Here is a 13,059-nt window from a genome sequence, read left to right on the forward strand (position 1 = left end):
AATTAATAGCGATTTCCGGAAAATAATAACCTTAGTAAAACATATTTGTCCGAGGGTTACAATAAACATCGGCAGGCATTATAGGGTATACTTGAACTAGCTTAAACATAATTGAGGTTATTGCGATGGCATACGACGTCATAATTATCGGCGCAGGATCTTCGGGGTTAATGGCCGGCGTATCGGCCAGCGAGGCCGGCGCGAAAGTATTGCTCCTCGACAAAGGAGACAAGCTTGGCCGCAAGCTGGGCATCTCCGGAGGCGGCCGCTGCAACGTGACGAATAGGAAGGAGCTCGACGAGCTCATTAAGCATATTCCCGGCAACGGCCGTTTCCTGTACAGCGCTCTCTCCACGTTCGGCAATCGCGATATTATCGCTTTTTTCGAGCAGATGGGCATAGAACTGAAGGAAGAAGACAACGGCAGAATGTTCCCGGTCTCCGATAAAGCGAAGACGGTCGTGGACGCGCTGGTGAACAAGGTGCGCGAACAAGGCGTGACCATTAAGGTGAACAGTCCCGTTGGGGAAGTATTGTACGAGGACGGCCGCGCGGCCGGGGTACGCCTGCAGACGGACGAAGTCGTTCGCGGAAGAGCCGTCATCGTTGCCGTCGGCGGCAAATCCGTCCCTCATACCGGATCCACGGGAGACGGTTACGCATGGGCGGAAAAAGCCGGACATACGATTACGGAGCTATTTCCTACCGAAGTGCCGTTAACCTCGAAGGAACCGTTCATTAAGAGCCGGATGCTGCAAGGGCTCTCCTTGAGAGACGTCGGCCTTTCGATCTGGAACGAGAAGGGCAAAAAAATCGTCACGCACGAGGGCGATATGATTTTCACCCACTTCGGGCTTTCGGGTCCGATCGCTCTCCGGTGCAGCCAGTTCGTCGTCAAACAGCTGAAGCGAACCGGCGGAGGCGGCACGGTGCTGGCTACGATCGATCTGCTGCCAAGACTTAGCGCCGAAGAAATCTACGACGAGACTTACGGGCTCTCTCGCAACGAATCCAGGAAAACGATCAAAAACGTGCTGAAAGGTTACTTCCCGGAACGGTTGCTGCCTCTTTTGTTCGAGCGCGCGGGGCTGAAGGAGGAAGTTACGTTCGACAACTTGCCGAAGCAAGCTTGGAGCGAACTGGCCCGCATCGCCAAGGCTTTCCCGGTCGAGGTGAACGGAACGCTGTCCATCGAAGAGGCTTTCGTGACCGGAGGAGGCATCAACCTGAAGGAAGTCGATCCCCGTACGATGGAATCGAAGCTGATGCCGGGCTTGCATTTCTGCGGGGAAATATTGGACGTGCACGGATACACGGGCGGATACAATATAACGGCGGCGTTCTCGACCGGTTATACGGCGGGCAAGAACGCCGCCGAACAAGCGACCGAGCTTCGGTCCTAGCGGGGCTCCTTCTCCTTCGTGTTTCATCCTCATTTGTAGTCAATTGTTACTCACCCTGCAACGGTCTCTCAGACCGCTACAGCGACACTTTACCGGAAACTCAATGCATCCAATTATTTATTCAATAAAGAACAGCCCTGCCTTCATTCGCGAAGGCAGGGCTGCTCCTTGTCCGGTCTATTATCTCGCATCGAAATGATCGTATGTCCCGCCGTCCGTAATGAACGCTTCATCGTCGGAGCGTTCTCCGGAAGGGTTGCTAAGACCCCGATAATGATCCTCCCAGTCCTCGTTCACCGTATGCGCCGGAATCGGAATCGAGTCGATGCCGTAAGCGACGTCGGTAATGACGACCGCCTCTGCCGGAGCGTGCTCCATTAACTGCCCGGCGTAGCACTGCACGATTTCGAGCGCCGACGTCAAATCCTCGTTATGCACGTGAATATGCAGCCGCCCTCCCTCGTGCAACTGCGGCTCGTAACCGAGCTCTTCAAGGGTAACTCCCGCTAGACGGGCTTGCTCGGCATCGGGGAATTGGAAAAGCAATGCGGCGTGGCTCATCGGCTAATCTCTCCGTTCTTAATCAGTGAATACATTCCCGGATAGGATTGCCAACGGACGGGTCGGCTATGCGAACGGTTCGTTGTCCGCGATGATTTCGTTCGCTGGAAGGGGAGCTCTCGTCTTCCCTGCAACAACATCCCTTCCGGTTTCCGTAAGGAATACGGCTTCGGACGATTCGATACGGATCAAAGGCGGTTCGCAAGCGGCCAAGACGTCCATGATTCGCCAATATTGAAGATCGCCCATGCCAAGTAACGGACATCGCTCGGACACCCGCGCGAAAAGCTTGAATTTGGATAAGCCTTGTTCGCGGCGCTCGCCGAGCAACGACAGCGTCAGTCGCTCGACGAGTCCCAGCCCGTCTTGTCCGGGCTGTCGTTTCAGGTGCCAAGAAAGCGCCGATGCCGTCTCGGGATTACTAGCCCCGCTAGCCTCGATCCATCTCTCTACCGCCGCGAAGTCAAGCTTCGCATAAGCTTCCCACGCGGCGGCCAGCGCTTCGATATCGGTCGCCGTCAGTTGACGGCGATGGTGCTGCCAGCACTCGTACAGTCGCTCATCCGTATAAGGACCTGCCGGAAGAGCAACGAGTTCTAGCATTGCCCCGTTATGATCCGCTGCGGACACCGCCGCGTGGCATAGCTTCATTAATATGGCGTGGTCGAACAAATCGGGATCGACCCAAATCGCGATTCGCAGCCTGTTGCGTAAAGCCAATTCATAGACTCGGTTCTGCTTGTCCGCGAAGTCCATATATTCCTGCTTCGGAATGCCGTAACGCTCGCCGAGCCATTCCGCGCGAACCTCAAGCTCGGCCGTTAGCGGACCTGCCGTGTAAATCTCGCGCCATACGAGCACCCGCCCGCCGAGCGACGACGTCCGCAGTTGATCTCCTACGATGTCCCCGTTGACGATATGAAGTACGTTGCTTGCCGATGAATCGATCATGACTTCTTCACTCCCATCGCCTTCAGCGCCATGCGCTCGATGAAACCCCACGGAAGCCATTGCTTCGCCCGCAACGTCTTCTTCTCGCTGCTCGTCGGCTGATAGCGCAGTTTCGGTTTGTTATCGCTGATAGCGCGCCATATCGATGCCGCAACATGAGAAGGATCGCCTCCGGTTTCCGCGTTATGCTCGAAAATCGGCTTTAGCCGAACGTAATAGCCGCGATAGGCAGACTCGGCGGTCGGCTCCTGCAACGAATCTATGCTTTTCCTCCAGATCTCCGTCCGGTAGGGTCCCGCTTCGATCAAGCTGACGCCGATGCCGAAACCCGCTACCTCAAGACGAAGCGACTCCCCGAATCCTTCCACCGCATGCTTAGACGCGACGTAAGGAGCAAGCGCGGGAAACCCGATCCTGCCGCTGACGCTGCTGATCAGCACGATTCTGCCCGATCTCTGCGCGCGCATCATCGGCAAAACCGCCTGCGTCATGGCGACGAGTCCGAACACGTTCGTCTCGAATTGTTCGCGCCAGCGCTCCAGCGGCACTTCTTCGACGAAGCCCCCGGCCGCGAAACCCGCGTTGTTCACGAGCGCGTCCAGACGTCCTTGCCGCTGGCGTATCGTCTCGACCGCTTGCGCGATTTGCCCGCAGTCGGTGACGTCCAACTGAAGAGGCACGACTTGATCCGCGATGCCCCGCGCGGTCGCTTCCTTCACCAAACCTTCGCTTCTGCTCGAATCCCGTAATCCCGCGTATACCATCCACCCTTTTTCCGCAAGGAGCAACGCCGTTAACAGCCCGAACCCGCTTCCCGCTCCCGTTACCAAAGCCGCATTGCGCTTGTCAGCTAGCATCGTCACAACCTCCACGGCATCCGCCGATCATGGGAGAAAGTTAAAAAGCCTCCTCCCGGTTACCGGCCGGGAAATGCGGAGGCTTGCGGAAAAGGGAGGCACCCGTTTCCATATTGCTATTGTAGCGTACTCAATCAGTTTCTGAAAGCGCTCAGTTGTTCATTCAGCGTCTTCGTCTGACCGTACACTTGCTGGTAAATTCTGAACAACTTCGCGTACGCTTCGCTCGAAGCCTTGTTCGGAGTATAAGTGCGAGCGCGTTTGACGAATACTTCGCCGCAAGCGTCCAGGCTTGGGAACCATCCGCAGCCGACAGCCGCCAGCATGGCCGCGCCGAGTCCAGGTCCTTGCTCATTCTCGAGCGCGACGACGTTCGCTTGGAACACGTCGGCTTGCATTTGCAGCCATACCGGGTTTTTGGCGCCGCCGCCGATCGATACGATCGTGTCGACCGTCTTGCCCGCCGCGCGGAAAATATCGATCGATTCGTTCAGCGAGAACGTGATGCCTTCCATGACCGCACGAGCGAAATGCGCGCGCGAATGGCTGCCGTCCATGCCGACGAAGCTCCCGCGAATGACCGCGTCCGGATGCGGCGTGCGCTCGCCGACGAGGTAAGGCGTGAACAGCAGTCCGCCCGAACCGGCAGGGATCTCGTCGATGCCGGAGAGCATTGCATCGAACGATTCGCCTTTGGCGAACGTGTTGCGGAACCAACCGAGCGAATAACCCGCGGCGAGCGTAACGCCCATCGCGTAGAACGCTTCCGGCTTGCCGTGGTTGAAGAAGTGCACTTTGCCTTTGTAATCCGCGCTGGCATCGGCTTCGTACGTCAACACGACGCCGGAAGTTCCGATGCTGCACATCGTGACGCCCGGGGACAGGATGCCCGCGCCGATCGCGCCGCAAGCGTTATCCGCGCCGCCCGCGAACACTTTCGTCGACTCGCCGAGGCCGGTAGCCGCAGCCGCTTCGGGCGACAGCGTGCCGACGAACCCGCTTGCTTCGACGAGCGGCGGGCACAAGGAGGCCGGCAAGTCGAACGCCGATAACACGTCGTTGCTCCATGCTTTGCCCGCGACGTCCAGCAGCAGCGTGCCGGCGGCGTCGGACAAGTCCATATGCGATGCGCCGGTCAAGCGAAGACGGAGATAGTCTTTCGGCAGCAGGAACAGCTTCGCTTTCGCGAACGTCTCCGGTTCATGCTGTTTCACCCAGAGGATCTTCGGCAGCGTAAAGCCTTCGAGCGCCGGATTGCGCGTAACGCTCAGCAGCTTGTCGCCAAGCTTGCGCTCGATTTCGCGGCATTGCTCCGTCGTACGCGTGTCGTTCCACAGAATCGCGCGGCGGATCGGTTTGTTGTCCGCATCCAGCAGCACAAGACCGTGCATTTGGCCGGAAAAGCTCATTCCTTCGATGTCGCCGGCAGATACGCCGGATTGCTTCGTCAGCTCCTGCAGCGCTCCGATCGTGCCCGTTACCCAATCTTCGGGTTCTTGCTCGCTCCAACCCGATTTCTCATGAAAAAGCGGGTATTCCCGCGTCGCTTCCGCTTTCACGCTTCCGTCTTGTCCGATCAGCAGCGTCTTTACCGCGCTCGTTCCCAAGTCAACGCCAATGACGTATTTCATCCGTGTATACTCCTCCTTCAAATGAAAAACCGCCCCGCCGGAGCTTCCGGGGGGCGGCGTAAGGGGTCCCCGCAAAGTAATCGGTATAGGCTCCGAAGCATCCGGTTCACTTTGCGGGTTCTGTGCTGCGCATTGCGCTGGCTAGATTATACGCTGAAAATGACATCGTTCAAAGTAGCCTTCAGTTGCTCCAGGCGATCGGACTTGTTCACGATCGGCTTCGCTTGAAGCGCGTAAGCTTCGAGCGTCTTCAGGTTCGTTTTGCCGGCAACGATGTCGGCGCCGATGCCTGTCGCGAAGCTGCTGTAACGCGCGTCGACGATATCGTCGAGAATGCGCTCTTCGATCAGCTTCGCGGCTGCTTTAAGTCCGCGTGCGTACGTGTCCATACCTGCGATGTGAGCGAAGAACAAATCTTCGTCCTCGAACGAGGAACGGCGAACTTTAGCGTCGAAGTTAACGCCGCCGCGGCCGATGCCGCCTTCGTTCTTGAGGATTTCGTACATCGCGAGCGTCGTTGCGACAAGATCCGTAGGGAACTCGTCCGTATCCCATCCGAGAAGCATGTCGCCTTGGTTCGCGTCGATGGAGCCGAGTACGCCGTTAATGCGCGCGACGTGCAGCTCGTGCTCGAACGTGTGGCCGGCGAGCGTAGCGTGGTTCGCTTCGATGTTCATTTTGAAGTAGTCTTTCAGGCCGTAGTTTTGCAGGAACGCAAGCGCCGTAGCCGTATCGAAGTCGTATTGGTGCTTCGAAGGCTCTTTCGGCTTAGGCTCGATCAGGAATTGGGCATCGAAGCCGATTTCCTTCGCGTAGTCTACTGCCATATGGAGGAAGCGAGCCATGTTGTCGAGCTCAAGCTTCATGTTCGTGTTAAGCAGAGACTCGTAGCCTTCGCGGCCGCCCCAGAAAACGTAGTTTTCCGCGCCGAGCTCTTTGCCGACTTCGAGACCTTTCTTCAACGTAGCAGCCGCGTATGCGAATACTTCGGCGTTGTTCGTCGTGCTCGCGCCGTGAACGTAGCGAGGGTTCGTGAACAGGTTAACCGTGTTCCAGAGCAGTTTCTTGCCCGTGGACTTCTGGTAATCCTTCAGCATCGCGACGATGACGTCGATGTTCTTGTTCGTCTCGGTCAGCGTTGCGCCTTCCGGAGCGATGTCGAAATCGTGGAACGCATAGAAAGGAACGTTAAGTTTCTCGAGCAATTCGAAGTTCGCTTCTACGCGAGCTTTCGCTTTATCGAGCGGAGACAAGGAGTCCCAGCTGCGTACGGCAGTACCTGCACCGAACGGGTCAGCGCCGGCTGCGTTGAACGTATGCCAGTAAGCGACCGCGAAACGCAGGTGCTCCTCCATCGTTTTGCCGAATACGACTTCGCTTGGGTTGTAGTGCTTGAACGCGAATGGGTTTTTGGAGCCGCGTCCTTCGTACTGAATCTTAGGTACGTTGATGAACTTGCTCATTTGGTTAATTCCTCCTTGATAAGATTGATCTTCTTCGGGCTAGAAGAAACTCACCCTTGTAAGCGTTGTCTATTGTGCTGCATGTGTTAAGGATAGCACGCGAATCTTAGTTTGTCTATCCAATAAACTAAGTTTTTTTACTTAAAAAATATGATATAATATCATCAAAAAAGTCGAGGAGCCGCACGATAACGATGACGACGCCAACCGGAGATCAAGCGTTAATCAAACGAATCAATACTGCGATCGTATTGGAGTCCATCCTGCGCGGCGCACCGCTGTCACGCGCTCAAATCTCGGAGCGCACCGGTCTGAACAAAGCGACCGTATCGAGCCTCGTCCAAGATTTGATCGACGGCTCTCTCGTGCTCGAGACCGGCCCGGGAGAGTCCAGCGGCGGACGCAAGCCCGTCATGCTCGAATTCATCGCGAGCGCCGGACATGCGATCGGCATCGACCTTGGCGTTAACTATATTCGGGGCGTATTGATGGATCTGCAAGGCGGTATCGGCAAGGAGCTGACGTCTTCTCTGCGCTCGACCGACCCCGACTTCGTCTTTAAAGAGCTTTGTACCATAATCGATAAACTGATCGCCTCCGCCCCGAGCTGTCCGTACGGCATCGTCGGAATCGGCGTCGGCGTGCCCGGACTCGTCGACGGTTCCGGATCGGTGCTGTTCGCCCCGAACTTGAAATGGCGAGACGTTCCGCTTGAACGGCAGCTGTCCGATCATTACGGCATACCGGTGACGATCGACAACGAAGCGAACGCCGGCGCGCTCGGGGAGCAAAAGCACGGTGCCGGCCGCAGCATCGCCAATCTCGTCTACGTCAGCGTCGGAATCGGTATCGGAACGGGATTGATCTTGCACAAGTCGCTTTATAAAGGCACCTCCGGCTTTTCCGGAGAGATGGGCCATCTTTCCGTCGAAGCGCACGGCAAGCCCTGCAGTTGCGGGAATCGCGGATGCTGGGAGATGTACGCTTCGGAGCAATCGCTTCTCGAGAAAGCGGAGACGATGGGCTACCGCGATCTGGAGCAATTGCTGCTGGCCGCCGAGCAAGGCAAGCCCGAGGTGCTTGAATTGTTCAGAGGGATCGGCGAATATCTCGGCATCGGAATCGCGAACATCGTCAACGTGTTTAACCCTGACGCCGTCATCATCGGCAACCGGATGAGCCAAGCCCGCGAATGGGTAGAGGGCGAGCTGCGCCAGACGGTTATCAAGCGGGCGATCGGCTTCCATCTGCGCAATGTGCAGCTGCTGTTCGCGGAGCTCGGCGAGCGTTCCGCCATGATGGGCGCCGGCGAGATGGCGATCTCGGGCTTCTTCAACCGGCTAAAATCGACGTAAGTCTAGCCCATACCCCAAAAGCATTGTATAATTATGTACAAATATGTCTTCCCGTTATACTCCTAATCTCTCGCACTCTGACGGAGGCACGAATCCTATGAACGATCAACTAGCCGAAATGGCCGAATTGCTCAAGCTGCTCGGGGACCGAACAAGGCTCGCCATTCTAGGATTGCTTCAAGAACGCGAATTATGCGTCGGCGATATCGTCGATTTGCTCGGCACGAGCCAACCGAACGCCAGCCAGCATCTGCGCAAGCTCAAGAGCGCCGGCTTGGTGCAGGAGACGAAACGCGGCCAATGGGTATACTATTCGCTCAACCTGGATGATTTCCCGGACCTGCGCGTATTCCTCTCCCAATTGCCCGGACGGCGCGAAAGGCTTCAGTCGCTCGCGGAGCTGCCGGAGCGCGGCTAGCCATTCCTGCATCCAACATTGCATCTTAGCAAGATCAAGAGACGCCTGTACAACATACAGTTCATCACCTTTGTAGTAGGTACGATTATCGATTTACCTGCACGAGATGCATGCGGACACCCATAGTTACAGCCAAAAAAACATTTTCTATTTGAAATAAGTGCACTTCGTACATCCCATCCGGTTCTTTAAAAACTAAACTATGTTTACAACTGTATTCGATACCGTTAATCAGCGTTCATCAGCGTTCATACATAAAAAAAAGCTTGCCCAAGTCCCGTCTGACGGGCTGCTTGAGCAAGCTTTTCAATTGATAGAGGGTTAACTAGAGGCCGATGCCGAAGGCGCCGGCGTCTCTGACGAGCCCGAGGCGCCGCCGCCCCGGCCGAACTCGCCAAATCCGTGACCGCCGCGACCCCCGTGGCCTCCGCGATGCCCGCCGAAGCCGATACCGAAGCGCTCGCCGTTCACGATTTTCTCGGCCGATGCCGCAACGTTAGCCAGACGCTTATCCGCTTCTTCCTGCGTAAGCTTTCCGTCCTTCACCGCTTGATTGATATCGTTCTTTAACGAAGTCGTTACGGCGTCGATTACCTTCTGAGCGTCCACGCCTTTCTCCTTCGCTACGTCGGCCAGCGACTTGCCGTCCGAGAACGAGGATTTCAGCTCGTCCGCGGGTAGTCCCAACGCCGTGCCGACCGCCGTCAAATCAACCTTGCCGCCGAACCCGATCTTGCCTCCCGGACTCTTCAGATCGGAATCGATCAGCTTGTCCAAGTTCGCGGCATAGTCCGCCTTCCTTCGTTCGAGTTGCTTATCGATTGCGTCCTTCATTGCCGCCTTTAGGCTGTCGCGCGATACGCCTTGCTGCCCGGCGATTTCCGCAAGCGACGAACCGGCTTTAAGCTTCTCCATCGCCGCGGCTCGATCCAGCTTAAGCAAATCGAGAACTTGCTCGCTCAGCACCTCGCCTTGGCCCCCGAAGCCGCCTCGCGGACCATGCCCTCTGTAATCGCCGCTAACGGCGGACACCGCGGATTGATCTCCCTTGCCCTTTCCGTCGCTAGAAGTGCTGCCGTTCGTCGTTGCCGCATAAGCGGATAGCGGAATCATGACGGCCAGCGCCGCCGTAATGCTTAAAGTTCTGGCTGTAATCCTCAAGGTTATCCCTCCGGTTCATTCGTTTGGCCTTCCATCGCCCATTATGGTCAACGTTCCTGAAAATGGGATGAATTCCGCCTTAAAATGAACTAAAGGTTTGCTGAATGTTATATTCCGGTTAACCGAGCGCTTTCGCCAACGACTCCAAAACGCGATCGCCTTGAAACGGCTTGACGACGAAATCCTTGGCGCCCGCTTGAATCGCCTGCACGACCATCCCTTGCTGCCCCATCGCCGAGCACATGATGACTTTGGCGGCAGGATGCTGTTTGCGGATCTCCTTAAGCGCTTCGATCCCTTCCATCTCCGGCATCGTGATGTCCATCGTCACGATATCCGGCAATAGTTCTTGATATTTTTGAATCGCGACTCTGCCGTTCTCGGCTTCCCCGACGACTTCGTGACCGCCTTTGACCAAAATATCCTTAATCATCATTCTCATGAATGCGGCATCGTCCACGACTAATACTTTGGCCATCTTCGATCTCTCCCTTAGTTGCTGCCCAGCAGCAGAATGCGCATCGTGCCGACTTCTTCAATGAAGAGCGCAAGCCCGCCCTCGTATCCCTCAACCGACGTACTCGCGTTAAGGAGCGACGGAGGCGTAATATCGGCGGCAATGCCGCGGCAACTCAATGGCGTCGTCGTACCGCCGGCGATAATATTGACGATCACTTGCGCGCAGCTATCGAGCATCTCGCCTTCCATCGGCATGCCGAAGATCATTTCGCTCAACTTACTAAACAATCGACGTTCGCCGTCCATTACCATTTTTATTCCGATCGGTTTCTCGAAACGGATCGCAATGCCCAGCTCGTCGACCGGTCGGTTACATCGGCCGGCACGGATTCGGAGCGAGCGATCGGCCGCGGAATAACGTTCCTCGCGGAGTCGCACATGCTGCCCAGCAGCAAATCCCGGATATCCCGACTCATCGTTGTCTCCTTCTATGGCTTTGGGTTATCCAATATTATGAATGCAACTGTTTGGGAAAGTTCGCGAGTAAATATTTGCAAAATGTTAGTTCGGTGTTAGTCGGCCTCTTGCGAGCGGAACTCGGTCAGAACGAATAGCAACGGAGCGTTGTAATCGATGGCGTATTCGTTGCTCGCGTAGCTGGACTCGTCGTCGATGTAGCTCTTGGCCGGGAACGCGCCCTGCTCGATTACTTTGGCGAGCGTCTGGTCGCCGCCGAACTTGTTCGGGCCGCCGACCATGAGCCCCGGCACCTTCACGCCGGACATAAGCGATATCCGGTGATGCACCTTCAGCGGGTATCGGCTGCCGACGCCCGTTATGTAGCTCATGCCCATCGCGTTGCGGCCGAGTACGTAATGAAGCTGTTCAAGCGCGCCGTTCGCGTATGCTTTGCTCGGTTTCAGCCGATTGGCGAGCAGCAATACCTCAGCGTTCGCGAGAGCGTTTTGGTTGGAGCCCCACTTGTATTCGTTCGCTGCAAGCGAACTGCGGTAATCGTCTTCGCCGATGCGGCCGACAATGACGTCCGCCGCTTGCGCGATGGCCGTCGCGGCTTCGTCCCGAACGGCCGACGGCTTCTTCTCCGCGGTCGCGAGCGCCCATTGCCCGAGCAACTGGGCGTTGTTCCAGCTTACGGTGCCCGGCGGCTTACCGAGCATATCGGCGTAGTCGCGCAGAATGTAGGCTTCATACTTCCCGTCGCCCGTCGTCTTGAATAGCTCGGCGAGCGCCCACAACCGCTCTTCGCGATCGGTCGGCTTGCTATAAGGGCCCGAGCCCGTATCCTGGCCTTCGTCGAAGCGGAAGTACGCATCCGGATGCTCGCTCAGCCACGCCTGCGCCTTCATTGCCCGATCTAGCAACTTCTCCGCGTAAGCCGAATCGTACGGCTCGAATATACGCGCGCCCATCGCCGCCGCTCCCGCGAACAATGCCGTTCCGAACGTCGATAGGCCGAACACGTACCGGTCCTGCAAATCTTCCGCCGGAAGGATGTACGCGGGGAAAGACATCGCGCTCACCTTATGATAGACCGCTCCGTCTCGCCGCTGCATGCGAAGCATCCAGTCGAGCTCGTACTTGGCTTCGGCGAGCAGGTGCGGCGCTTGCGGCGCAGCCGGCCAGAACGCCGTCTCCCGTTCCGTCAGGAACGGAGCGGCGGCGGTTATCGGGTCAAGTTCGAATGCGGCCAGCAACTGTCCGACGGTAATCGCCGCGGTCGGAACGTATTTGCCGTAATCGCCCGCATCGTACCAGCCTCCGCTCACGTCGACGACGGACGGATGACCCTCATCCTTGAAAAACAGCCTCGCCTCTTTGTCCTGCTTATGACCGGCAAGCAGCTTCAATCCGGTGAAAGGATCGTCCTGCTCGAAGCTCGCCCGCTGCGCCGTATACGATCTCGCCACCTTCGTCCATACGTCGTCGAAGACGTCGTCGCCGATCAGGAAAGGAGCGGACCGGTTGCCGCCAGCAACCGCTTCGTACGCGCCGTCCGTCGCGAGCGCCTCGAAATCGGCCCGCGCAACCCAGTCGCCGGAATTCTCGTCGGCCTTAGCGGCTGGAAGCATGCCCTCCCATACCGGCTCGTCGCCGCCCTTGGCGACCACTTGAACCGTCATTGCCGCGAACGGTTCGTCCGCCGCGACGACGAGCGTCTTCGGCGATTCCGGCAAGTAGCCGACCTGATCGACGTGCAGGCGCAGCCCCTCTACGCGGGGAGAATCGCTAATCACCGGAGTTGCAGTTCGTTCGGATTTCACCGGCGGCAAGACAGTAGGAACCGCTTTCTCGTTATTGTCGCAGCCCGCCGTCGCCGCGCCGAATGTCAAGGTTACTGTCAGAATGCACACCATTGTCGACGTCCTGCATCTTATCAAGGAAGCCACTCCTCCATTTACGGAAAACGTTATCAACTCTCAACATACGTTTTCGACTCCGCCCATGAATTTCCTCCTCCACGGTGCGAGATCGAGTAGACCGCCGCTAAAAAATCGATCCTACTCAGATCGGTCAGGCGCGCTCGTCTCAAACGCTAAATACCGTTGCCAATCTTTTCCCGGGACTCTCCCTACTTCCGTCGCTGCACCGGGGATTCGCACGCTTTGTCCTCCTACTTCCGCCGCTGCACCGGGGATTCGCACGCTTTGTCCTCCTACTTCCGCCGCTGCACCGGGGATTCGCACGCTTTGTCCTCCTACTTCCGCCGCTGCACCGGGGGTTCGCACGCTTCGTCCTCTTACTTCCGTCGCTGCACCGGGGGTTCGCACGCTTCGTCCTC

The 13,059-nt window shown here is 57.1% G+C and carries 13 protein-coding genes; 3 read left to right on the top strand and 10 right to left on the bottom strand.

The features are described from left to right. The first annotated feature begins 125 nt into the window (after positions 1-125). A complete protein-coding gene (locus tag COHPA_RS0109270; RefSeq protein WP_027085899.1) occupies positions 126-1,403 on the top strand; it encodes a BaiN/RdsA family NAD(P)/FAD-dependent oxidoreductase in 1,278 nt (425 codons plus the stop codon). A 180-nt stretch (positions 1,404-1,583) separates the two neighbouring features. Here the strand turns inward: COHPA_RS0109270 and COHPA_RS0109275 are convergent, their stop codons facing one another. The 5 genes from COHPA_RS0109275 to xylA all read right to left on the bottom strand — a co-directional run bounded on the left by COHPA_RS0109275 (position 1,584) and on the right by xylA (position 6,866). Continuing rightward, a complete protein-coding gene (locus COHPA_RS0109275) occupies positions 1,584-1,964 on the bottom strand; it encodes a caspase family protein (protein ID WP_027085900.1) in 381 nt (126 codons plus the stop codon). A 66-nt stretch (positions 1,965-2,030) separates the two neighbouring features. Then, positions 2,031-2,915, bottom strand: coding sequence for a DUF1835 domain-containing protein (locus tag COHPA_RS0109280; RefSeq protein ID WP_027085901.1), 885 nt, complete (start codon positions 2,913-2,915; stop codon positions 2,031-2,033). Continuing rightward, the gene (locus COHPA_RS0109285) at positions 2,912-3,772 is read right to left on the bottom strand and encodes an SDR family oxidoreductase (RefSeq protein WP_027085902.1); all 861 of its coding nucleotides are present in this window, start codon (positions 3,770-3,772) and stop codon (positions 2,912-2,914) included. The genes COHPA_RS0109280 and COHPA_RS0109285 overlap by 4 nt, the downstream gene beginning before the upstream one ends. A gap of 134 nt (positions 3,773-3,906) precedes the next feature. Further along, positions 3,907-5,403, bottom strand: a complete 1,497-nt coding sequence (gene xylB / locus COHPA_RS0109290) for a xylulokinase (protein WP_027085903.1) — start codon at positions 5,401-5,403, stop codon at positions 3,907-3,909. A gap of 146 nt (positions 5,404-5,549) precedes the next feature. Continuing rightward, on the bottom strand, positions 5,550-6,866 hold the full coding sequence (gene xylA / locus COHPA_RS0109295; RefSeq protein WP_027085904.1) for a xylose isomerase: 1,317 nt from the start codon (positions 6,864-6,866) through the stop codon (positions 5,550-5,552). 194 nt (positions 6,867-7,060) lie between these two features. On the opposite strand from xylA, the gene COHPA_RS0109300 reads away from it, so the two are divergent. Together COHPA_RS0109300 and COHPA_RS0109305 are read left to right on the top strand one after the other, a co-directional pair. Continuing rightward, complete coding sequence (locus COHPA_RS0109300) at positions 7,061-8,221, top strand: ROK family transcriptional regulator (RefSeq protein WP_027085905.1); 1,161 nt, start codon at positions 7,061-7,063, stop codon at positions 8,219-8,221. Positions 8,222-8,318: 97 nt separating this feature from the next. Beyond that, positions 8,319-8,639, top strand: a complete 321-nt coding sequence (locus tag COHPA_RS0109305; RefSeq protein ID WP_027085906.1) for an ArsR/SmtB family transcription factor — start codon at positions 8,319-8,321, stop codon at positions 8,637-8,639. Positions 8,640-8,960: 321 nt separating this feature from the next. Here COHPA_RS0109305 and COHPA_RS25950 read toward each other — a convergent pair whose 3' ends face one another. From COHPA_RS25950 to COHPA_RS0109330, 5 genes are all read right to left on the bottom strand, one after another. Continuing rightward, positions 8,961-9,800, bottom strand: coding sequence for a hypothetical protein (locus tag COHPA_RS25950; protein WP_027085907.1), 840 nt, complete (start codon positions 9,798-9,800; stop codon positions 8,961-8,963). Positions 9,801-9,918: 118 nt separating this feature from the next. Further along, positions 9,919-10,278 (bottom strand): response regulator, encoded by a 360-nt coding sequence (locus COHPA_RS0109315; protein ID WP_027085908.1) that lies wholly within the window; start codon positions 10,276-10,278, stop codon positions 9,919-9,921. A gap of 14 nt (positions 10,279-10,292) precedes the next feature. After that, positions 10,293-10,547, bottom strand: coding sequence for a hypothetical protein (locus tag COHPA_RS0109320; RefSeq protein WP_156926631.1), 255 nt, complete (start codon positions 10,545-10,547; stop codon positions 10,293-10,295). Between the two features lie 26 nt (positions 10,548-10,573). Next, positions 10,574-10,735 carry a hypothetical protein gene (locus COHPA_RS25540; protein WP_156926632.1) on the bottom strand — a complete coding sequence of 54 codons (162 nt, stop codon included), beginning with the start codon at positions 10,733-10,735 and terminating at the stop codon, positions 10,574-10,576. A 96-nt stretch (positions 10,736-10,831) separates the two neighbouring features. Then, positions 10,832-12,658 (bottom strand): glycoside hydrolase family 9 protein, encoded by a 1,827-nt coding sequence (locus tag COHPA_RS0109330; RefSeq protein WP_156926633.1) that lies wholly within the window; start codon positions 12,656-12,658, stop codon positions 10,832-10,834. Between the last annotated feature and the right edge of the window lie 401 nt (positions 12,659-13,059).

Source organism: Cohnella panacarvi Gsoil 349, from assembly GCF_000515335.1.
GTDB classification, from domain to species: Bacteria; Bacillota; Bacilli; order Paenibacillales; family Paenibacillaceae; genus Cohnella; species Cohnella panacarvi.

Coding starts and splice junctions, on each gene's coding strand:
- COHPA_RS0109270 (WP_027085899.1), top strand. CDS start 126: ATGGCATACGACGTCATAATTATCGGCGCAGGATCTTCGGGGTTAATG.
- COHPA_RS0109275 (WP_027085900.1), bottom strand. CDS start 1,964: ATGAGCCACGCCGCATTGCTTTTCCAATTCCCCGATGCCGAGCAAGCC.
- COHPA_RS0109280 (WP_027085901.1), bottom strand. CDS start 2,915: ATGATCGATTCATCGGCAAGCAACGTACTTCATATCGTCAACGGGGAC.
- COHPA_RS0109285 (WP_027085902.1), bottom strand. CDS start 3,772: ATGCTAGCTGACAAGCGCAATGCGGCTTTGGTAACGGGAGCGGGAAGC.
- xylB (WP_027085903.1), bottom strand. CDS start 5,403: ATGAAATACGTCATTGGCGTTGACTTGGGAACGAGCGCGGTAAAGACG.
- xylA (WP_027085904.1), bottom strand. CDS start 6,866: ATGAGCAAGTTCATCAACGTACCTAAGATTCAGTACGAAGGACGCGGC.
- COHPA_RS0109300 (WP_027085905.1), top strand. CDS start 7,061: ATGACGACGCCAACCGGAGATCAAGCGTTAATCAAACGAATCAATACT.
- COHPA_RS0109305 (WP_027085906.1), top strand. CDS start 8,319: ATGAACGATCAACTAGCCGAAATGGCCGAATTGCTCAAGCTGCTCGGG.
- COHPA_RS0109315 (WP_027085908.1), bottom strand. CDS start 10,278: ATGGCCAAAGTATTAGTCGTGGACGATGCCGCATTCATGAGAATGATG.
- COHPA_RS25540 (WP_156926632.1), bottom strand. CDS start 10,735: ATGAGTCGGGATATCCGGGATTTGCTGCTGGGCAGCATGTGCGACTCC.